Source organism: Zarconia sp. (genome assembly GCF_057467645.1).
On the sequence record NZ_JBRJXU010000108.1, the window covers coordinates 49,910 to 71,615 of the forward strand.

The 21,706-nt window shown below is 49.3% G+C and carries 14 protein-coding genes; 6 read left to right on the forward strand and 8 right to left on the reverse strand.

Features of this window, described 5'->3' with window-relative positions:
- Nucleotides 1-589: 589 nt before the first annotated feature.
- Together AC2215_RS16650 and dnaN are read left to right on the forward strand one after the other, a co-directional pair.
- Nucleotides 590-4,369, forward strand: a complete 3,780-nt coding sequence (locus AC2215_RS16650; protein WP_486811119.1) for a S8 family serine peptidase — start codon at nt 590-592, stop codon at nt 4,367-4,369.
- Nucleotides 4,370-5,326: 957 nt separating this feature from the next.
- Nucleotides 5,327-6,508, forward strand: a complete 1,182-nt coding sequence (gene dnaN / locus AC2215_RS16655; RefSeq protein WP_486811120.1) for a DNA polymerase III subunit beta — start codon at nt 5,327-5,329, stop codon at nt 6,506-6,508.
- Between the two features lie 55 nt (nt 6,509-6,563).
- Here dnaN and AC2215_RS16660 read toward each other — a convergent pair whose 3' ends face one another.
- Both AC2215_RS16660 and mltA read right to left on the reverse strand, forming a co-directional pair.
- Complete coding sequence (locus AC2215_RS16660; RefSeq protein WP_486811121.1) at nt 6,564-7,604, reverse strand: S-layer homology domain-containing protein; 1,041 nt, start codon at nt 7,602-7,604, stop codon at nt 6,564-6,566.
- A gap of 34 nt (nt 7,605-7,638) precedes the next feature.
- Entirely contained in the window at nt 7,639-8,940 is a 1,302-nt protein-coding gene (gene mltA / locus AC2215_RS16665) for a murein transglycosylase A (RefSeq protein WP_486811122.1), read from the reverse strand.
- 54 nt (nt 8,941-8,994) lie between these two features.
- Here mltA and AC2215_RS16670 point away from each other — a divergent pair, with 54 nt between their 5' ends.
- The 3 genes from AC2215_RS16670 to AC2215_RS16680 all read left to right on the forward strand — a co-directional run bounded on the left by AC2215_RS16670 (nt 8,995) and on the right by AC2215_RS16680 (nt 11,646).
- Nucleotides 8,995-9,141 (forward strand): hypothetical protein, encoded by a 147-nt coding sequence (locus AC2215_RS16670; RefSeq protein WP_486811123.1) that lies wholly within the window; start codon nt 8,995-8,997, stop codon nt 9,139-9,141.
- Nucleotides 9,142-9,237: 96 nt separating this feature from the next.
- Nucleotides 9,238-9,708, forward strand: a complete 471-nt coding sequence (locus AC2215_RS16675; RefSeq protein ID WP_486811124.1) for a hypothetical protein — start codon at nt 9,238-9,240, stop codon at nt 9,706-9,708.
- Nucleotides 9,709-9,855: 147 nt separating this feature from the next.
- Entirely contained in the window at nt 9,856-11,646 is a 1,791-nt protein-coding gene (locus AC2215_RS16680) for an NACHT domain-containing protein (RefSeq protein WP_486811233.1), read from the forward strand.
- A 1,158-nt stretch (nt 11,647-12,804) separates the two neighbouring features.
- Here the strand turns inward: AC2215_RS16680 and AC2215_RS16685 are convergent.
- From AC2215_RS16685 to AC2215_RS16710, 6 genes are all read right to left on the reverse strand, one after another.
- Nucleotides 12,805-14,112 (reverse strand): lipase family protein, encoded by a 1,308-nt coding sequence (locus AC2215_RS16685; RefSeq protein ID WP_486811125.1) that lies wholly within the window; start codon nt 14,110-14,112, stop codon nt 12,805-12,807.
- 253 nt (nt 14,113-14,365) lie between these two features.
- Entirely contained in the window at nt 14,366-15,400 is a 1,035-nt protein-coding gene (locus AC2215_RS16690; protein WP_486811126.1) for a DUF2235 domain-containing protein, read from the reverse strand.
- 163 nt (nt 15,401-15,563) lie between these two features.
- A complete protein-coding gene (locus AC2215_RS16695) occupies nt 15,564-16,199 on the reverse strand; it encodes an adenylate/guanylate cyclase domain-containing protein (protein ID WP_486811127.1) in 636 nt (211 codons plus the stop codon).
- Between the two features lie 465 nt (nt 16,200-16,664).
- A complete protein-coding gene (locus AC2215_RS16700) occupies nt 16,665-17,723 on the reverse strand; it encodes a hypothetical protein (RefSeq protein ID WP_486811128.1) in 1,059 nt (352 codons plus the stop codon).
- 127 nt (nt 17,724-17,850) lie between these two features.
- The gene (locus AC2215_RS16705) at nt 17,851-19,623 is read right to left on the reverse strand and encodes an NHL repeat-containing protein (protein WP_486811129.1); all 1,773 of its coding nucleotides are present in this window, start codon (nt 19,621-19,623) and stop codon (nt 17,851-17,853) included.
- A gap of 272 nt (nt 19,624-19,895) precedes the next feature.
- Nucleotides 19,896-20,183 (reverse strand): hypothetical protein, encoded by a 288-nt coding sequence (locus tag AC2215_RS16710; protein ID WP_486811130.1) that lies wholly within the window; start codon nt 20,181-20,183, stop codon nt 19,896-19,898.
- A 436-nt stretch (nt 20,184-20,619) separates the two neighbouring features.
- Between AC2215_RS16710 and AC2215_RS16715 the strand changes: the two genes are divergently transcribed.
- A complete protein-coding gene (locus AC2215_RS16715; protein WP_486811131.1) occupies nt 20,620-21,540 on the forward strand; it encodes a pentapeptide repeat-containing protein in 921 nt (306 codons plus the stop codon).
- Nucleotides 21,541-21,706: the final 166 nt, after the last annotated feature.

Here is a 21,706-nt window from a genome sequence, read left to right on the forward strand (position 1 = left end):
TATTGATAAATTGACTTTACCGGTTAAAAAAGTTTAACAATGGCTTTCAAAGAGGATTCTTGCTTCGTTGAGTGTATGCGTTACACGCAAAAAATTGCTCTCTTAGTGCAAGAAGTATGCTCTAGTTTCAACCGCTCAATTCGAACTCAAATAGTTAGTCGAGTTTCAGATTGAGAAAAATCCTTGACAAAAGAAATGCAGCTTAAAGTTGCTAAAAGCCATGCCGCAATCGCGAGCGCATTGAAGCAACTTTAAGATTTTGGAACACATCTTTATTGGGTCTGGGGCAGCCAAAAATAACCATCGCTTCCCAGAAAATATGTAAGCATTCAGCGCATGCTGTAAACCCGAAGGTGAATTCACTGGCAGGGCGCAGAATATTGCGGTACTGGAACGGCGAGTTAAAATTTTTTCTAACGTCGTAATTATCCAATTCCGTATTTTTCTCGTGCTTTCTCATTGCCTATGAGCGATCGCACTCTGGCTGTATCGCTCAAAAAAAACTGATGACTTACTTTTGCTGCACTGTATGAAGTGGCGCTAACTTGACTGTTATTCGATCGAGAAATCACGAAGAATCGCATCAATCATGAATCAAAACACATCAAATTCCGGAAAGCTTACAGAGAACGAAATTCTCAACTCCAAAGAACTCAACTCAGCTAGCGTCAATAATGTCGCGCCCGAAGCCGTTGACAATCAAGTTCTAATCAAATTTAATTCCGACATACAATCGGCCCAAATTAGTACGCTGCAAGCGAGTTTAGGGGCATCCGTTCTCGGAACCACCAATACTTCCGGGGTGCAACTGTGGTCGATTCAGGGAGATGTGGACGCTGCGATCGCCGCCCACAGCAACAACCCGGCGATCGAATACATCGAACCCAACTACATCGTTCGCACGACTGCCATCCCCGACGACTCCGATTTCAACCAACATTGGGGTCTCCACAACACCGGACAAAACGGCGGCACCCCCGATGCCGACATCGATGCGGTGGAAGCTTGGGATATCACCACCGGCAGCAGCGATGTCGTGGTGGGCGTTATCGATACTGGCGTAGACTACACTCACCCGGATTTAGCCGATAATATCTGGACCAATCCTGGCGAAATTGCTGGAGATGGTATCGATAACGACGGCAACGGCTACATCGATGACATCCACGGCTACGACTTTGTCAACAATGACGGCGACCCCTTCGACGATGAAGGACACGGAACCCACGTTGCCGGAACCATTGCTGCCCGAGGGAATAATGGCACTGGGGCGACGGGGGTGAATTGGTCGGCTCAAATTATGGGGCTGAAATTTCTCGGTGCCAACGGTTCGGGTACGACTTTCGCGGCTATCCAGTCGATCGAATACGCCACGATGATGAAAACCCGATATGGGGTCAACATCGACCTGACCAATAATAGTTGGGGTGGAGGAGGCTTTTCCCAATCCCTATACGACGCGATCGAAGCAGCTGGAAATGCAGACCAGTTGTTTGTCGCCGCAGCCGGAAATGCTTCAAACAATAACGATAATTCCCCATCCTATCCTGCGAGCTACGACCTCGATAACATCATCTCTGTCGCAGCAACTGACCGTAACGATCGCAAATCTGGGTTTTCTAATTATGGAGCCACAACCGTAGACTTGGGTGCACCGGGTTCTGGCATATACAGTACCCTACCCGGTAACTCCTACGCCTCTTACAACGGAACGTCTATGGCTTCTCCCCACGTGGCGGGGGTGGCTGCCCTCCTCTGGGCAGACGATTCGGAGTTGAGTGCCTTGGAAGTGAAAGAGCGAATTCTCGCCAGTGTCGATCCGATCGATGCACTCGATGGTATTACCGTCACCGGAGGGCGCTTAAATGCCTTCGGGGCATTAACAGCCTCCACGCCTGGTAGCATCGAGGGTAGCAAGTGGCACGATTTCGACGAAGACGGCGTTTGGGATAACAACGAACCCGGCTTAGAAGGTTGGACGATTTACTTTGACGATAATAATAACGGCCAACTTGACTCCGGCGAGCGTTCTGTCGTCACTGATGCCGATGGCAACTATCGCTTCAATCCCGTCACCCCCGGAACTTATACGGTTGCTGAAGTGTTGCAACCGGGATGGACGCAGACTTACCCCAGTTCAGGCACCTACACCCTCGAAGTTGCAGAAGATCAAGAGCTTGAAGATATCAACTTCGGTAACGTCCTCTCCAATCCAGCAACCATTGAAGGGGTTAAGTGGCACGATCTCGATGCAGATAGCGTTTGGGATAACAACGAACCCGGTTTAGAAGGTTGGACGATTTATCTCGATGCCAACAATAATGGCGAATTCGACTCCGGCGAACAGTCCACCGTCACCGATGCCAACGGGGAATATTCCTTCACCAATCTCGTCCCCGGATCGTATACCGTTGCCGAAGTACAACAAGCGGGTTGGTTCCAAACCTATCCCGTGGTGGACAATGGCGGTAGCCTACTCGATGAGTCCAACGATACGATCGATACAGCCATCGAGAGTGGCATCTCTCCCGGAATTTCCGCCACCTTCAGCGGTGCCGGTTCGATCGGGGATAACTCGAACGTCAGTCCCACTTCGGATGTCGATTTCATCGAGTTGCAACTCGATGCTGGAGATGTCGTCACCATTGATATTGATGCCAGGGTGTTAGGCTCTGATGTCGATTCGGTTTTGCGCTTGTTCGATTCCACCGGTACTCAAGTTGCCGTGAGCGATGATGATACCGCTCCCGGAGAATCCTTCACCTATGACTCCTACATCGACTTCACCGCCACGGTGTCCGACACCTACTACGTGGGAGTGAGCAGCTTCAACAATTTCGACTACGACCCGTTTGAAGAAGGCAGCAGTAACGGAGGCAGTACTGGTGACTACGAGATTGAGATCGCCCTCAACGGTGCCGTTCCTGGAGCTCATACAGTCCAACTCGATGCCGGTGAGGTCGCAACCGATATCGACTTTGGCAACGCCGAATTCGGACTCGGTGAAATCCAGGGTATCAATTGGAACGATCTTGATGAAGATGGCGAACGAGATGCCAACGAAGCCGGTTTAGAAGGCTGGACGATTTATCTCGACGACAACCAGAACGGCGAATTCGACTCCGGCGAACAGTCCACCGTCACCAATGCCAACGGGGAATATTCCTTCACCGATCTCGCTCCGGGAACCTATACCATTGGCGAAGTTGTGCCAGAGAACTGGGAGCAAACCTATCCCTCTAATGGCCTAGTCGATGAGTCCAACGATACCATCGACACAGCCATCGAGAGTGGCATCACTCCCGGAATTTCCGCCACCTTCAGCGATGCAGGTTCGATCGGCGATAACTCGAACGTCACTTCCTCTTCGGATGTCGATTTCATCAAGTTGCAACTCGACGCCGGAGATGTCGTCACCATTGATATTGATGCCAGGGTGTTGGGCTCTAACGTCGATTCGGTTTTGCGCTTGTTCGATTCCACCGGTACTGAGGTCGCCATGAACGATGATGCGACCGCACCCGGTGAATCCTTCACCTATGACTCCTACATCGACTTCACCGCCGAGGTGTCCGACACCTACTACGTGGGAGTTAGCAGCTACAACAATTTCAACTACGATCCGTTTGCGGAGGGTAGCAGTAGCGGCAACAGTACCGGTGACTACGAGATTGAGATTAACATCAACGGTGGTGGCAGCGCGTCCTTGGTACCGGGTTCTCACACTGTCACGATCGATTCCTCAGAAACCGTTACCGACATCGACTTCGGCAACTATCTCGTCGCCAATCCCATCGACGGTACCCCCGGTAACGACCGTTTAAATGGAACTTCTCGAGTCGATATCATTCGCGGCTACGCAGGAAACGATCGCCTCAACGGTCGGACCGGTAGCGATCTTCTATTTGGGGATGAAAATAACGATACCCTCATTGGTGCTCGCGGAGACGACAGCATGGTTGGCGGTACTGGAAATGATTTTCTCAATGGTGGTGCGGGAATGGATGTCCTCACGGGGGTCGATCCCGATAGTGACGAACCCGGACGCGGAGAACGCGATCGATTCCGGGGTGGCAATGATGCCGATACCTTCGTTCTCGGTGATGCGTCTGGGGTTTATTACGATGATGGCAACGACGGAACGGCCGGCGGGGGCGATCGCGCGATTATTCTGGACTTTGTAGTGGGAGAGGATACGATCCAACTCCACGGAACCGCTAGCGATTACGAGTTGAAATCGACGCGCAATGGACGGCACACGAACATCTTCCTGAACACTAGCGGTCGGGATGAACGGATTGGTATCGTGAATAATGTTGAGATTACCGAACTGGATCTCGAAAGTAGTTCCTTTACCTTTGTTGGGTAATTTGACCGAGATTTTATAGCGCTTCGCATTGGTATCGTTACAGCCAAGAATTGGAATACTTATTTTCAAAAGAATTCGATTCTAGATCTGTAAATACACGGCTCGCGAACTGCTATAGGTCTCAAATTTAAGAGTTTGAAGGGCGATCGTTCATCGAATTACGGAAACGATCGCCTTTTTTTTCGATCTGTTCGGGAGCGCAGAGTTCCCGGCTTGGGTTGGGAGATTCCCAGTGCCCCATTCCCCATTTCCCACCCTCACCTGACACAGTATTATCTAAAACTGTATAAATCCGAACTGACGTTAATACCGGGGAGAATCGACACCGGCATCTGGTGTAACGAACCCCGAAACCCTAAACCCTGGGTTTGATAACACGACCCAGAGTCAGTTAGGACATCTGATAAATGTTCAAATAAATGTTCAAAACCCGAAATAGTTAGACTTTGGCCGATCTCTGAATGCTAATGGCTAAATGCTTACGATTTCCCAAGCCTGTGGAAAATTTTCTATCAAATAATTAAGATATGTAAAGAATTGCCAAGAAAAATCCATAACTCCCCCTTAAAATCTGTGGAAAACTATGGGGAATATCTGTGGAAAACCCCATAAAAATCGTGGAAAAGCTTAAATAAGTATAAATACTCTGTGGAAAACTCACCTCAGTTTTCCACAGCTTTTCCACAGGGGGTGGAAAATTCAAATTCCCATGACAACAAGGATGCCGACGGTTTTCCACAGTTTTCACAGCCCCTCCTACTATAAACGACCTAAAAATATATTAAATAGAGTAGGAGTAAGCGGTCAGAGGAGGAAGCCCGATCGAAAATCGGGAGTTGACGAACGCTCGATCGCGTCTTATGCTCTTAGAATCCCGAGGGTCAAGCGCGATTGCGCCATCTTCAAAAAAAACTCCTCGCCGTCTTTCGAGTTCTTGGTTTTCGCTGCTGTAATTCTATGAAGCTTGTCTGCGACCAAAGCGAGCTGAATGCGAACCTATCCCTTGCCATTCACGCCGTCCCCTCTCGCCCCACCCATCCCGTCCTTGCCAACGTTCTCTTCACGGCGGATACCGAGTCCGATCGAATTCGGATTGCGGCCTTTGACTTGAGTTTGGGGATTCGCACCGGTTTTTCCGCCCAGGTGGAAGATGGCGGGGAGATCGCCCTACCGGCCAAACTCCTCAACGACATCGTTTCCAAACTCCCCAACGGTGAAATTACCCTGCATCACGAAGGGGGAGATGCCCCGTTTACCGTCACCTCCAAAAGCGGGCAATACTACCAAATGCGGGGGATGAGTGCTGAAGAATTTCCCGAACTGCCGGAAATCGACACGGGAAAAGTGGTACAACTAAGTGCGGCGGCTCTCTCGGAAGGCTTGAAGGGAACCCTCTTTGCCACCAGCGGTGACGAAACCAAGCAAGTCCTCACGGGGGTGCATTTGCGGGTGTCTTCAGAGGGGTTGGAATTTGCCGCCACCGACGGACATCGCCTTGCAGTAGTGGAAACTCTGCATCCAGAAGAAGAAACCGAAGATGGGGAAGACACCGACGCCGAGAAACCCGTCCTCGCTCCCACCGAAGAATTTGAAGTCACCATTCCCGCGATCGCCCTGCGGGAGTTGGAACGGATGCTCGGGAAAAATGCTGCAGGGGATATCGTGTCTCTCAAATGCGATGACGTGCAGGTGGTGTTCGAACTCGGAGAGCGTCAATGCCTCACCAGCCGCAAACTCGAAGGCTCGTATCCGGCGTACCGACAACTGATTCCCCACCAGTTCGACAATCAAATGAACGTCGATCGCCGCCAACTCCTGGCAGCCTTAGAACGGATTGCCGTGATGGCCGATCGCAAGAATAACATCGTCAAGTTCAGTTTGGATACCGAAAACCAGCAGCTATCTCTATCGGTGGAAGCTGCTGATGTGGGTAGCGGTAAGGAAGCCATGCCGGCGCAAATTTCTGGGGAAAGTTTGGAGATTGCTTTTAACGTCCGTTACGTGACGGAATCTCTGCGGAATTTACAAGCTTCGGAAGTGCAAATTCAACTGAATACTCCCACCTCTCCGGTGATTTTAACGCCCTTGGGTGGTGTGAAAATGACGCATTTGGTGATGCCAGTTCAAATTCGCAATTAATTTAAATCCACCGGAATTATGGTTATTCAACCGGATTTAAGATCGTCCCCGGCTTCTACTCGCAGGTGCGATCGTACTCGAAACTGACGTGAAACGCGCCTCCCAACGTACCGATGTAATCGTAGGAGGTGGCAATCCCATCTCCCAAACATTCCTTGTAGGTGGCGAAACCCTCGTGTCCGCCGATGTTCCACCCCGGATAGGATTCCCGTTTTGCGGGTGAGTAGCCGAAGACGGATTCAAATAGAGTTTCCACAGCGGATGCCCCATCAAAGGGATCGGTGGGATCGGATGTGGGAGAGAAGGTAATATTCGCGGCCCGATCGCCGATAAAGCTGACGGCAAATTCTCCACCAGATTCAAAGTCGGGAAACTGCTGCCAAATCTGACTCGAAACGTAGGTATAGGTGGTTCGATCGCCCTTTGGATTCACCGATAGCGGCACGCCGAAGTAACTTTGAAGGGTTTTTGGCGGTTGGTTGAGTACCGGTCTGGCTTGGGTTGGCGGTAATGGAAATCCGGCAATATATTCCGGGGCGATCGCATTGATATATTGAGTGCGACACAGCATCGCCGCCACTTCATCCCGACGGATGGGACGATCGCCTTCAAGTTGTCTCGCGTTGGGATAGTTCACCACCATTGCCCCTGCTGTTGCCCGCGCGATGCCCCCTTTTGCCCAATCGGGAATCGTCTCGTCATCCTCGAAATACCGATCCAAAATGGCGATCGAGGTTTCCGGAAGGCTGGCTTGGGTAGCCGCCAAAACCGAAATTGCCTGTACTCGGGGAATCAGGCGATCGGGTTGAAACCGACCATCGGGATACCCGCTAAAAAACCCATTTGCCGTAGCCGTTTGAATCGCATCGTAAGCCCAGTGGGTATTCGGTACATCGGTAAAGACCACCGGAGAACGAACGGAATCTGCATTGGCAAACGCCTTCACCATTAATGCTGCCAACTCGGCGCGGGTGAGATTGGCTTCCGGACGAAAGCGATCGTCGCCGTAACCGCTGACTAAAGACCGTTGGGCGAGTTCGACGATACAAGCCTGCGCCCAGTTATTGTCTAAGTCGATAAAGAGGAAATCCATCATTCGTTCTCCGGTTCGAGAAACACTTGATGAAATCCTACTTTAATAAGAGAAAAAACAACTTCCCCTCACTCACCATCAACCCCGCCCGATCGCCTGCCACGGGGCCCGCACCGAGGAAGTAATCCACCCGACCCGGTCCTCGAATCGCGCCCCCCGTATCCTGATTGAGGACGTACCGGCTGACGCGGCGTTCTTGGATCGAACCCGACGGATTGGCAAAAGGCACATCGGTATGAATCAACGCCAGTGCCCCCGGCGGCATCAGGGTATCATCCGTGGCGATCGAACGAGAAGCCGTCACCGGAACCTGGAGGTTGCCCAAAGCCGGCGTGCCGAAGTTTTCCTGGAAAAAGACGAAACTGCGATCGCGGGGGATATAAACGTCGAGTTCTGGGGGATTATCCTCAAAATAAGCCTCGATCGCCGGCATCTTCGCTTCTTCTAGGGTGAGTTTCCCATCCCCCACCAACTCTGCCCCGATACTGGTGTAGTCGTGGCGGGTATTATCGGCGTAACCCACAGTGGTTTCCGTGCCATCGGTGAGTTCCAGGCGCGCCGAACCCTGAATGTGAATCAGATAGGCTTCGAGGCGATCGCGCAGCCAAAACAATTCCAACCCCTTCAGCGGTCCCTTTTCCCCTTGCAACCCGTCCTTTCCTTCTAGTTCGCCGCGAGTGGGATGAGGTCTGGGCCAAGTGTCTAAATCCGGCGGTTTGCCGTAGAGGGGATAGCGATACTCGGCGGTGGGAACTCGGCTGGCGGCGTACACTGGCTCGAAATAGGCGGTAAACAAGACATCCCCGAAGCCTTCTGTACCCACGGATTGATAGAAGGTAAATTCCTCGAATACTGCCAATTGCAACTCTTGGGGAGTACTTGCCGTCTCTACCAACTCCCGAAACCGTTCCAACGATCGAACCACCCGTTCTTGGGTAATGCCGGGAATCGGATAACCTCGATAGTCCGCTGCGGCTTTTGCCGAGGCTAAGTATTGGAGGCTGTAGTCGATCGATTGCAACAGTAACGCTCGATCGTCTTCCTGGATATCCAAACCCCAAAGTTGCTCGTCGAATCCCAGAGTTTCGGGCAAGAAACCCGAGTTGGGGGCATCTTCACTCAGGGGTTTTAAGAATCCCGTGGCGTTGGGTTGCCACCGGGGTGCGGGTCTGGCTTCGAGGGGGAGTTTGGCGCGAAACATTACTGTTTGCCCGTTCCCCGTCGATTCCTGGGCCGATCGGCTTTGGCAGGCGATCGCGAAAATACAGGCGAAGAGGACGATCGCCTGAAATACTTTGAATTGATGACGGCGAAATCGATTGTAGAAGTGGTTGGCCATCCAGTGCCCGTTACATTGATGTCGATTGAGTTTCTCTGGATTGGGACTGACGCGATGTGTGATTGCTTCGGTGCGATCGCTTTAATCTATCTTTGGCGATCGGTCAGTCCGTGTTGCTATGAGTGTAAAGGATTTGCCGGAAAATCGCATCTGGGACATGAAATCCGACGGACGATCGCGGATTTTTTCGGTAAAACATAGATAGTCAGCCCGTTCGAGATGGTTTGGGCTGGTTGGAGATCGAAAGATTCGATCGCAATTTTGAGCGTACCTTAATTGGATTGGAGAGATTGCAAGATGGTAGAACCGTTAACCGCTGCTGCATGGGCATTTTCGACGCTGAAAGCTGTGGCGAATTCGGAACCGGGTAAGAAGTTCGTTGAGGGGGTTATCGGTAAGGTTGCTGAAGATTTTACCGAAGAGAGTGTCAAAAAAATCCGAAAATTACGCGATGCGATCGTCGAGAAACTGCGGGGCAATCCCGAGGCGGTGAAAGCCCTCAAACAAGTAAACGAGACCGGTTCAGAGACGGCACTGCGCGATATTGCCGGGCATCTCGACAATGCGATGAAGGACGAGGCATTTCAACAGCAAGTGCAGCAACTCACCCAGGAGATTCACCAAACCCTGGTGCAATTTGATGATGTTAATGCCCGCAACGTGCAGCAAGTGTTGGGCGGAACGGGGCAGCAGTTCAACAACGAAAATATTGACGCACCGGTTCAGCAAGGCACGATTACCAATCACAACTATTACGGGAAAAATTGACTGGAGACGGCGGGAACGGAACCGTCAAAGAAAAGCACCGATACAACACGAGAACCCGCCCAAATTAAACTGCTGCAAGCCGTCGAGTTGGAAGTAAACGGACGCTTGGGGCAGTCGCTGCATAATGCCGTGCGTTTATCTCTGGGGATGGAACGGTGGGATAGTGCCGTATCGCCGCCTTGGGAAGTTACGTGGTACGAACCGGAGAAACCCCCGGAACCCTTGCCAGCCGGGACGCGGATTGAGGATGTTTTTCACCAGAAACAGCGGCAGTTGTTGATTTTGGGGGAACCGGGGGCGGGGAAAACCACGACGATGCTGGAGTTGGCGCGGGAATTACTCGATGCTGCCAAAGAAGATAATACCCAGCCGATTCCGGTATTGGTGAGTTTATCCTCCTGGAAACAGCCAGATGTGGGAATGTTTGACTGGCTGGTGGCGGAACTGAAGGATAAATACGGATTGCGGCAGGATTTGGGCGCATCGTGGCTGGAGAAGGATAGATTGCTGCCGCTGCTGGATGGGTTGGATGAGGTTGCGCCAGTACTCCAGCCCCAATGCGCCGAGGCGATAAACACCTGGTTGACGGGAGATATCGAAAAGCGGCCCTGTGGGGTTTTGGTGTGCTGTCGGCGAGAGGAATTTGAGACCATCGTTGGTAAAAAGCTGAGTGTGCAGGGGGCGATTTACTTGCAGCCACTCACTGCGATGCAGATTGAAGAGTATTTCGATGGGTTGAAGTTATCGGATGTCTGGCAGGCGGTAGGCGAGGATGTAGCGTTGCAGGAATTGTTAGCCAAACCGCTGTTTTTATCCATGTTTGGATTGGTGCGGGTAGAGGGAAAATTCGACCTGGCGGCGTGGCAAAAGCGGGAAACTTCCGCAGCCAAAATCGAGTATTTGTTCGATACCTATTGGGATGCGGTGATGAGTCGGGAGTTGATTCTCGAACCCGGTAAACAGAATGCAAACTGGTTAAGTCGGACTTATAAAACGAAGTCGTTGCCTCAGCGCAAAGCAGTGCGGAGAACATTGATATTTATTGCCAAAGGGATGGAACGGGATTCGAGTATTGGGACGGAGTTTTCGATCGAACAGATGCAGCCGTCGTGGTTGTTCAAGAGGAAAAAAATTCTTCTTGGTCTAATTTGGGGTCTCATTATTGGTCTCATGGGTGGAGGAACTGTAATTCTACTTTTTGATTTAATATTTGGTTTAATTTTTGGGATGGTTATCAGTCTTGTTTTTTCCCTGATCTGGGGGTTAATTGGAGGTTTGCCAGAGATAGAGACTATTGAAGAAATTTCTATCTTTATGTTGCTGAAATCTCGACGAGAACTCAAACAACAAATATTTATTTATCTAGTCAAAAGCATCACTGGAAATATGATTTTAGGTCTAATCATGGGAATTATGATAAGTGTAATTTCTGGTGTTATTTTCAATGTGATTATTGGTTTAATTGTGGGGCTATTAGTTGGTATTTTTGTTGGAGTTTTATGTGGTATATTCTCTGGTTTAATAAAGGGATGTAAATCCGAAATTGAAATTAAAAAACAACCAAATCAAGGTATTAAACGCTCAATCAAAAATATGATGATTTTGACGATGATAACAGCGATTGCTGCATTTCCTATAAAATTTATATTGGATTTTTTATTAACCCTAACTTCAATAGAACCCGAGCTGCATCACATTATTATATCCGTAATATTGTTTGTTATAATCTTCACTGGATGCGCTTTTGGTGGCGGATATCCCTTTATCCAACACATTATCCTCCGTATCGTCCTTTGGCTGAACCGCTACGTCCCCTTCCGCTTCGATCTTCTCCTCGACTACTGCACCGAACGCCTGCTAATCCAACGCATCGGCGGTCGCTATCGGTTTATGCACAAGCTGCTGCAAGACCACTTCGCAAAAATGGAACTCGATTGATGTGTAGTACTTAGCTATCAGCTATTACCCGTCAGCCATCAGGTCAAAATTCTAATGTTCCTGACAACTTTAAACTCCAGTTACCAACTAAAAATCTTGATTTTTTGCTTTATACAAGAGTATAAATATGACGGCTAAATGCTGACGGCTGAATGCTTAAATTTCCCCTACAAAAACTTTTGCAAATACTGCATCAATTGAGGTGCTTGCATCACCCCTTTAATCCGACTGGCTAACTCACCCTCCACAAATAAAAGCGTTTTCGGCGATGCTTTGACTTCATGTTAAGCTACCAATTTGGGATAATTCGCTGTATTCATTTTGACAATTTTTAAGCGATCGCCCATTTAAGTTTTTACCCGATCTAAAATCGGCGAAAACATCTGACATTAACTGCATCCGGTGGTATAAGAGAAAAGGTCACCAGGGCAGGGGTGTTACGATTGGCAATCAAATCGTCAAAGCTAGCAAAATTTTTCTGAACCGCCATAATATTTTCACTCTTAGAGCTGTTGGGAAATCGATGGAATTGCGATCGGATCTCAAAGGGAATTTCGGAGTGGGGGATGTGAATTCAGAAGTCTCCGCGCCCGTCGTGGCGATAGCGATAGAAACAACCGACGTATAGCAACCGTCACACCCGTTAGGGCATCGTGAAGGCGATCGGGGGAAGCAGGCAATCGCGGTGGGAGAGAAGAAAATGCAAGCCTTGAGCTTGATTTCTTAAGTGTCCTAATCGCCTTGGCGACGGCTATACTCTCATCTCCCAAGTATAGATCTCTCTCCTGTCCCCCAAGTATAGATCCCCCTCCCGTCCCCCTTCTTAAGGGGGAGGCCAGAGGATGCTGGTGCTGTTAGTTGGTTCGGCATTGTTTCCAGTTCCCCCCTTAAAAAGGGGGGTTAGGGGGGATCTAAATCGATTAGACCTGAATGGCGATCGCATTCTCCCCCCTGCGGGGTTGGAGAGCGCGTGCATTTGGAGATATTAGGGGACTTGCAAAGAAATAAAGTACCCGCGTCATCAAAGATACACCGGTAGGGGGAATGGGGCCGTTGACCCCGACGATGGGTACACTCTAAACCCGCACATCCCTAGGTTTCGTTGTACCCATCGTTTATCGCTCAAATGCTTGTGCCCCGACAGCCTTCCCCAAAAAACTAACCCAACTGCCGCATCGTCAACAATCGATAGTCTCCCATGCGATGGTCGCCGATATCATCCGGATCCAAATTCAACAAGCTTTTAGAGTAACCCTCCAAACGATGCCGCCAAGAGGGGATGGTATCGCGCAACAAATTACCCCTGGCATCGAAATAGAATAACCGTCCCGCATGAGCGTACTTCCATTTCGGGACGCGAGTGACAATGTCGTTATTGTTCACCATTCGGAAGAAACGGGATTGATGCTCCTTGTCGAGGGCCTGAGCAAAAATGCGATCGCCCACTTTCGGCTGTCCGAAGGTATACACCCCGGCAATCTCGTAGTCCGGCAATTCCTGCTGAAACGTCGCACAGGCCAACGTCGCCAAGGCCCCACCCAAACTATGACCTGTCAGCCAAATCGGTTGGTTGTTCGTCCGCAGTGCTTCGAGGCGTTTCATCGCCGCCGGCCAAACGGAAGTCAGGGACTTGTAAAAACCCGAATGCACCAAACCCACCTTCCACATCGCCTGGTCCAGTTTGATATTGGTTTTCCAATCTTCCAAACCCTCCGTTCCCCGAAAGGCAATGATAATTTTTTCATCGTCCCCAACCGCAATACATTGGGTGTGGGAGAAGGTAAATTCAATGAAATGCTCCTCACCCTCGATGGCAAATCCCAGTTGTTCGAGTTGGGCTTTACTCTCTTGGGGAGAACGGTACACCGCCTCGGCACAGTATGCCAAATAGGCCATGTTCGCCGCACTGAACTCGCGGGTGTCGGGGTCGAAGACTTGTTTGAGCAGTGCCGCTTCGGAACTGATACCCCCCTCATCTTGAGTGCCTTCGGGTTTGAGGCACCACCACTCGTTGGCGTGGGGAACGGTGGTGACGAACCCCTGGTACCGGGTACAGCGAGACAGCCTGTGATGGGAGTGGTGGAGGTTAGTCAGATAAATCCGATCTCCGTAGCGAATTGTGTCATCGCCACTGTCGCCTTTTTTCGTAATCTGCCATGCCTGCTTTTTGGTATCGTAGCCCTCATCCCAGTAATAGCAATCGGGACTATCGGCAAAGGCACCCAACGTATTGCGATCGCCAACCCTCGATTCGGTAGACTTGAGCTGGATAATCGCTCCATTGCGAATTTCTCCGCTGCGGTTGCCGTCAATTTGAAATTTCACCTTTTGCGTGCGACCCAGCTGCGGCCAGTCGTAACGTCCCCGATGCACCCCGCACAGGAAGTCGCCGCTCATATGCTCCAAATACACCGTATCGCCAAATTTCAGCACTTCGGATTTGACAGTTTCGGTTTGAAGAATCATCGTATCTTCTCCTGTTCGGTCTGATCTAAAAAATTGCTGTTATCTTGCAATCCGATGGAAACGTTCTGAATTTCAGGTTTATCGTTGGGATTCAATCCGCATTGGCTCATCGGCACAACGACAAGAATCGATCGTTTTATTCAGATTGTCGTATCCCCGTTCTAACATTCGTCACGATCGAAATGGAGAGTCGGGCGCCAGTGTCGAGGCAAACCCCCCACCACGCACCTCTCCACATCGCGATCGGAAATGCTTATTGTTTAAGCCGAGAAAGATGTTTTCTCAAGAGGTTCTCGGGTTTGTAATCCTTACGGGAGAAAAAGCGTTTTTTGGTAATTTCGTGAATATCCTCAAAGCGATCGGATACATCTCGCTGCGCCACCCCCCCCAGAGCAGTCAACTTACTAATTAAATTGTGCGGATTCAGGTTGAGTTCGCAGGCCGGGTCGATATCCAAGCCATCCTCCATCACGCTCTCATCGAGATCCAGACCCAAACCCAGGTCGGCGATCGAATCCATCATCCATTTCAACGCGGCATCGGAGAGGTATCGGCGGTTTTTAAACCCTCCCCCAATGCAACTGTGGTCGCCGGGAAACCAGATTTGTTTGAGGACTTGATTTTCGGCACTTTGGCTTTTTTCCATCGGCGCGACATCGAAGACTTTGCGCGTTTCGTCGATGGCCACCGCATGAAGTGCGTACTGGATGGTTCGATTGAGCTTGGTATCGTGGAAGCGATATTTTTCGTTCATTTTGCGATCGAATTTCATCCAGGGACTGATATCGGGAATCCCCAAAGACCCGACGGTATCCCAGCAGCCGAGTAGGGTAATGGGGACGCGCTCCCCGTACATTTGGCGAAATGCAGTGGCTTGGCTTTCGTTGGGTTTGGAACCCCGAGCGCTGTAGAGTTGGTAGGCCGACGGTGCTTTGCGAATGTAATGGCGGCTGAGGAGTCCGGAGTTGTAAATCATACCGGCCAGGCTGCGTACCGTATAAGCACCTCGACTGAAACCAAACAGATAAATCTCATCCCCCTGGGCATAATTGAGACAAAGAAAGCGATAGGCATCTTCGATATTCTTGTCGATTCCCCGCCCGAACAGCCCCCCAAACAGTCGATCGAGCACGCTGCCAGTTCCCAACCCTTCGTCGTAATAAACGATTTGGGGAATCCCATCTTTGCCCGTGGCTTTCACGGCTTGAGCCATCTTGACGACGTTGGTGGGATAGGGATTGGTTAGTTTTTGCCAGGTGCCATCGCAACACACAATCAGACGCTTCATGATTCGGAAACTCAAAAATTCGATCGAGAAATATTATGGTGGCGATCGCCAACAGGGGGTCAACCCATCACCCAAGGTCTTCGCCTAAGGACGATCGCACTTCTAATATCCCTCGATTGCGATGGAATTTCTACAGAATTTCCACGGGATTTCTCCAGAATTTCTACACGGGATAATTGACTTTAAAAGCTCCGTTCGCCCCCGGGGGGATAAAATCAATTTTGTCTAAATTAATGTCTGGCATCTTGCCAATGCATTCGGCGACGGAATCCGTGACGAGAATTTCCCAGGGTTTTGCCGTATCTTCGCCCAATTTACTCGCAGCATTCACCTCCGCACCAAACACATCTTGCTCGCCAATGGTTAAAATTTTGCCGAAACCAATGCCAACGCACAGCAAGATTTTTTCCGCATCGGATTTATAGCGATTGTAGTCTTTTGCCGTCCGTTGCATCTCGATCGCGCATTGAACGGCTTTACTGGGTTGGCGAAATAGCATCAACATACTATCCCCTTCCATTTTGATTAAAATACCATCCCATTTATCGATGCAAGGACTAAAAATTCGCTGAGATTCGTAGATAGTTTGCAAAAAGTGGATGATGCCAAACTCCGCCACAAATCGAGAAAATCCCGATAAATCCGTGAACATCACCGCCCACTCTTCACCGAACAAATCCCAAATGCGATCGTCAATTTCGGCTTTGTTCGCACCGGGTTGCAATCGTTCGGTAATCAGTTTGGAGAGGCGATCTAAGTAACCGCTGGGATAAATGCGGGGAATGTATTGAATGGACATGAGTTCTTTTGAATTCCATCGAACCATGTATATTACCGTTAAATGAATACTAAAATCAAGAAAAAATAATTGTTTGACGTTTTTTTTATGTCATATTATTGAGATAATTTACCCTGAAATATATCACGTAATCGTTGTCGGATGGGCAGAATTATCCGCAATAAGAACGCTAAAAAATTAATGTCCTACTGACTATTAGCAACCTTAAAATACTGTAAGTAGGTGGGCGTTAAAATCTTTACCTATTTCACTAAATATAACGATTCTCAAATCTTCTCTCCAGGACAAATAGGATATTTTATAAAAAATTCAACATAATATAGCTTTTCAGTGCCGACCTACTTAGTTCGGTATTTTTTTATCAAAAAACGTAAAATATTAGCTTATAAATCCAATTATGGGGGGGCAGCATTTGCCTTAATTCGAACGATTAAAAATTAATCTTCTGCCCACCCTATCAATTAACTAATTCTCAATATGCACCCCATCCATCTGAGTTGAATTTACCGGACACGCGGGACTGGCATCAATTTCTTCAACTTTGCGCACCTTCCGAATCAAGACGATTTCTTCTTCGCGACGGACAATAGTTCGTACGGGAGAAATACAAACGACATCTGTCGCTGGATTGCGAATATCCCAAATATTATCTGGGATATAAATGGGAGTAGAAATATTTGGTGGAACTGGCTTTGGAGTGGGAAAGGAGTCTGGATTGGGAGTGGGATTGGGAATCGGATCGGTTTTGGGAGGAGTTTTCGCGGGAATGGGAGAAATCGAGAGGGTAATTAGCCCTTCGTTATCATCTTTATAGGTATCGAAGAACAAACCGCATAGGGTCGTTTTAGCGGTCACTTCAATTTCAAAATAATCATTGTATCCATTCAAAGAACACCAAGTTTCCCCCACTTCCTCTTCGGTATTTTTAGGAATCACCTTGCCGCCTTTGACCCAGATTAAAGCCCAAGGTTCGAGATCGAACTTTTTCTCATCCGACCAATAGCTGAATTGCCCGTCGCGAATTTTAATCCGATAAATCCCCGGATCGACTTCAACGAAATTCTCTTCCCATTTTTTCAGGTCTTCGAGGTACCCTTTATCGAGAAGATAGCAATTTTTAGAGCTTTCTACGGTGCAAGCATGGGGACCGATCGCTAACTCGATCGAACTGCTTTCGCGGTTATGTTGCAAATCTAAAAATAGCGCGCAAACCACGACCTGGTTAGATACTTCTAGAGTTAACGAATCGTCATACCCGTTTAATGTCGTCCAGGTGGCACCAATTTCCACCCCGGTATTTTTATTAACGAACGTACTGCCATCCACACCGTACATCCACAACACCACCCAGGGTTCTCCAGCGGTTTCCGAATCGGCGCAACGGTAACGACCGCTGGTAATGCGAATAACGTGGGTGCCGCGATCGAGGGTCGCCGACGCCGCTACGTTATTTTGCAGGTACTCCATGTGGTTCGGGTCGATGACGTAGCAGTTCTCTTTCGGATCGATCGTCAAAATATCCATCGTTGACCTCCAAAATAATGGTTAATAACTGAATCTTTAGCAATCTGTCTCTTTTGTTTCGATCGATAGAGGTATTGCCCCCTACCACCGGCTGAGTGATTCGAGAGGGTTTTCCCCAACCTGATGACTAAGAAATTTGGCTGGTATTTACCGGACACGCGGGACTCGCATCGATTTCTTCGACTTTGCGAACCCGACGAATCAGCACGATTTCTTCCTCTCGTCGGACAACGGTACGGACTGGCGTAACGCAGACAATATCCGTGGCCGGATTGCGATCGAAACTATCGAACGTCAACGCATTGATATAGATCGGAGTCACAGGTTTGGATATTGGCTTCGCGGGTTCGGGTTCTTCTTCGTCGACTTCAACGGTCGGCGTCTCTTCGCTGACAGGTTCCTCTTCGTCCACCTCAACAGGGGGAGTCTCTTCGCTGACAGGTTCCTCTTCATCTACTTCAACGGTCGGCGTCTCTTCACTGACAGGTTCTTCCTCGTCTACCTCAACGGTCGGCGTTTCTTCACTGACGGGTTCTTCTTCGTCTACCTCAGCCACAGAAACCGGTGCGCCAACTGTCAAACCGGCCCAACGAGCGATCGGATCGGTCATGGCCACAAAGGTTCCCGACCCCGTATCCGTATCGATGCGAATCAGTTGCCCGTCTTTGCCGAGATTAAAGAAACTGCCCGTCACCCCGTAGAGAACGTCACCGACAAATTCCAGACTCGCCAGACCGGGGAAGCCGATATCGCCGATGATGCGCACATCCCCTGTATCCAGGTTGCAAGTCGCCAGCATCTTCTTGCGATCGTATCCAATCAGGGAAATATAGGCATTACCACTTCCATCGAAGACCACCTCACCGCAGTTACGATCTCCACTTTTGAGGTCAACGGCAACGGTTCCTTTCCCCGTCGTCAGATCGATCGCAATCAGTTCTTTCGCCGTCGAAGCATACAGCGTATCCCGTGCCGGATTGTAGGCTAAACCCACCACCGTAAAGCCGATATCGCCGATAACGCTCGCATCCCCCGTCGCCGGATCGATGGTCACCAGCATGGTGGTTTTGCCACTATCGGTCAAATCCAGGCCGTACATTTGGCTGCCGATAAAGGCAATATCGGAAACCTCCGTCACCAGTTCGCCGACAAAGGTTGTTTTCCCCGTGGAGAGGTCGAGATTGTACAGCTTGCTGAGTTGACCGTCGGGGCAATCTTGAACGTAGACCGTCGGGGCTTTTGGAGCGATCGGTTCCTCGACTGCTGGGGAAACCGTTGCCCGACTGCCGCAAATGACTCGTTCCAAAACCGTTGCAAATCCATCGATCGCATCTTTGTCGGTAAAGGCTTGTCCCCCCGTCTCCGATGCCATGCGGGCGTATTCCGACGCGATACCATCTCGATGCTTGCTTTTGGAGGTACCGAAATAGGTATGAACGGCGACCCCAGCAGTCTGGGCTTTGGCAATGGCTAAATCAGCCGCTTCGATATCTGCCCGTTCGGTTTTGCTACCCCCCCCTTCGAGGGCTTCATCTCCCAGGTAGAAAATGGCACGGGCCGCCCCCGGTCGCCAATCGAAGAGGGTCGAAAGGTCTTCTACCGCACGGGCTGCATCTTCTTGGGCCCCGGCATCTTTGACTTCCCCTCGCCGACGACCCCGCATTTGGGACTCGGAAACGCTGCATTCCCCCACCAAGTAATCGCGAATCGTGCCGTTGAAGTGAGTATTTTTCCAAGTGCCTTCAATGCCAAACCACATCACCCGCAAATCGGAAGGACAACTGGCGCGGGCGGCTTCAATGGCGGCTTCTGAAGCCTCACTCAAGGCGATCGCTTCATCTTTCATCGACGGACTGGTGTCAATGGCGATGACTAAATCCACCGCCGGGATACTACTCATAAGTTTTCTCCTGTGACTGAAAAGAAATAGGGGTGGGGGAGGGGAAGAGAATGCAACAAAGCCGTTAAAAATTAAAAATTTACATTCTCTACGTTCCGTTCGGCATTCCGAAGTGACGTTGCCTGGAAATGGATTCGATTGCTCATCGAAGATCTCACATCTAATGTTTTCAAGATGAGAGATTGACTCACGATCGACGCACAAAATTGAGGCGAGTGCGGATTCGTCTGAGGCGCGCTCGGTCAACAGATCTGCTAACCGAGCGCAGAGTCTCAGACGCTAGTTTCTTGGGTTTGGGCGGTGTAGGTGGTTGCGCCTTCTTCGGTTTGTGCCATTTGCGTGGTGTTAACCGGGCAAGCGGGACTGGCATCGATTTCTTCGACTTTCCGAACCCGACGGATGAGAACGATTTCTTCTTCCCGACGAACGACGGTACGCACGGGAGAGACGCAAACGATATCCGTATGAGGATTGCGATCGAAGCTATCAAAGCTCAGAGAATCGATGTTGATTTGGATGAGTTGGCCCGAACCGGTATTGTTGGAATTTTGGTCGCTCATGATGTTGTGAAAAATTTGTGGAAAATTTAATCTTGCAACCATTATTTCAGCCAAAATTAGCAAACGAAAATACATAAAGTTCATATCTTGGCTCGCTCGATCGAACTGGGAATCGAATCAATATACACGCTTGAGTTATTTTGTCAATATATATAGTTAATATCTCGATTGCGCTCTCATGGATGAAGGGAGTGTTTTCATCTTACCTTCAACCCTCGATCGAGCGAAAAAGGTTATATTACCCTGCTAATCATTAAGTTAATTTACAATATTCCCGATCTTCAAAATGACGTCAATCTCGGTAAAATCGGGAATAAATCTCGATCGCCTTTTGAGTTTTCTCCTCAAGTAACTCTTGTCTCACTGTTCGCATGAATTTCCTCTCAGGCGAGCGATTTATTATCGCGAAAAAGTAAGATTTATCATGTTAAAGGCTATGAATACACACGATATCCTCAAGTGCTATGCAGCTCGAAAAAGAGACTTTCAAAATCTCAGTTTATGTCGCGCGAACTTCAGCCATGCAGATTTGAGCGGGTCTGATTTTAGCCATGCAAATCTCAGTAGTGCCAACCTCAGCCATGCCAACTTAAGCGGTTCGCGATTGATTTGGACGGATTTAAATCGTGCGAATTTATGTCACGCTAACCTAACTCGGGTCTTGTTACTCTACGGAACCTTATTTTGGGCAGACTTAAACGGCGCGGATTTAACAGAAGCCAACCTCAGCAGCGCTCAACTCCATCACGCGAATTTAGAATCGGTATCTTTAAGAAATGCCAACCTTACCGAAGCGTATTTAGAGCAGGCACGTTCGATGGGCGTCGATTTAAGTTCGGCAAACCTATTCAAAGCCAATCTCAAAGGAACGGATTTTACCGGCGCCAATTTTGAAGCCGCCAAACTCAGTCAAACCAACTGGGAAGGGGCAATTTTAAATGATGCCTCTTTACGAAACGTCGATTTAGCCGAGGCGCAGTTGCATGAAACCATGCTCAGAGGTGCGGATTTAACCGGGGCAGATTTAGTGGAAGCAGACTTCTCTCACGCGGATTTAACCGGTGCAATTCTCGAAGAAACGTCATTAGAACTGGGGATTTTGGCGAATGCAGACCTCACCCAGGCGAATCTGAGTCAGGCTTCGTTGTTGAAGGTGAATTTAGAAGCAGCCGTCTTAAGCGATGTCAATTTTGAGGGCGCGGATTTACGATATGCCAACTTCAGCAATGCTTGTCTGGCAGGTGTTAACTTGAGTCATGCCCGCGTCAAAGGTGCTCTCTTTACCGATACCGTGGGATTAACCCCAACACAAAAGCAATGGCTGAAAACCCATGGCGCGTTGAATCTTCCCGGCTGAGGGATTGGAGATTCTCGAAGGGATTGAGATCGATCGGGGGTTAAGTTTCGTTAAAATATCAAAAAAACAGTCAATTTTCCATTTTTGGAAAGATTTAACAAAAAAATTATCTTATTCTAGTATCAGTTCTAACGTCAGAGTACCAACTGCGTTTTACGGTTTCCAT

Bases quoted from the DNA above. Each gene is read 5' to 3' on its own strand.
- AC2215_RS16715 (WP_486811131.1), top strand. From the start codon at position 20,620: ATGAATACACACGATATCCTCAAGTGCTATGCAGCTCGAAAAAGAGAC.
- AC2215_RS16700 (WP_486811128.1), bottom strand. From the start codon at position 17,723: ATGGATATTTTGACGATCGATCCGAAAGAGAACTGCTACGTCATCGAC.
- dnaN (WP_486811120.1), top strand. From the start codon at position 5,327: ATGAAGCTTGTCTGCGACCAAAGCGAGCTGAATGCGAACCTATCCCTT.
- AC2215_RS16710 (WP_486811130.1), bottom strand. From the start codon at position 20,183: ATGAGCGACCAAAATTCCAACAATACCGGTTCGGGCCAACTCATCCAA.
- AC2215_RS16680 (WP_486811233.1), top strand. From the start codon at position 9,856: ATGGAACGGTGGGATAGTGCCGTATCGCCGCCTTGGGAAGTTACGTGG.
- AC2215_RS16695 (WP_486811127.1), bottom strand. From the start codon at position 16,199: ATGTCCATTCAATACATTCCCCGCATTTATCCCAGCGGTTACTTAGAT.
- AC2215_RS16660 (WP_486811121.1), bottom strand. From the start codon at position 7,604: ATGATGGATTTCCTCTTTATCGACTTAGACAATAACTGGGCGCAGGCT.
- mltA (WP_486811122.1), bottom strand. From the start codon at position 8,940: ATGGCCAACCACTTCTACAATCGATTTCGCCGTCATCAATTCAAAGTA.
- AC2215_RS16650 (WP_486811119.1), top strand. From the start codon at position 590: ATGAATCAAAACACATCAAATTCCGGAAAGCTTACAGAGAACGAAATT.
- AC2215_RS16685 (WP_486811125.1), bottom strand. From the start codon at position 14,112: ATGATTCTTCAAACCGAAACTGTCAAATCCGAAGTGCTGAAATTTGGC.
- AC2215_RS16705 (WP_486811129.1), bottom strand. From the start codon at position 19,623: ATGAGTAGTATCCCGGCGGTGGATTTAGTCATCGCCATTGACACCAGT.
- AC2215_RS16670 (WP_486811123.1), top strand. From the start codon at position 8,995: ATGTGTGATTGCTTCGGTGCGATCGCTTTAATCTATCTTTGGCGATCG.
- AC2215_RS16675 (WP_486811124.1), top strand. From the start codon at position 9,238: ATGGTAGAACCGTTAACCGCTGCTGCATGGGCATTTTCGACGCTGAAA.
- AC2215_RS16690 (WP_486811126.1), bottom strand. From the start codon at position 15,400: ATGAAGCGTCTGATTGTGTGTTGCGATGGCACCTGGCAAAAACTAACC.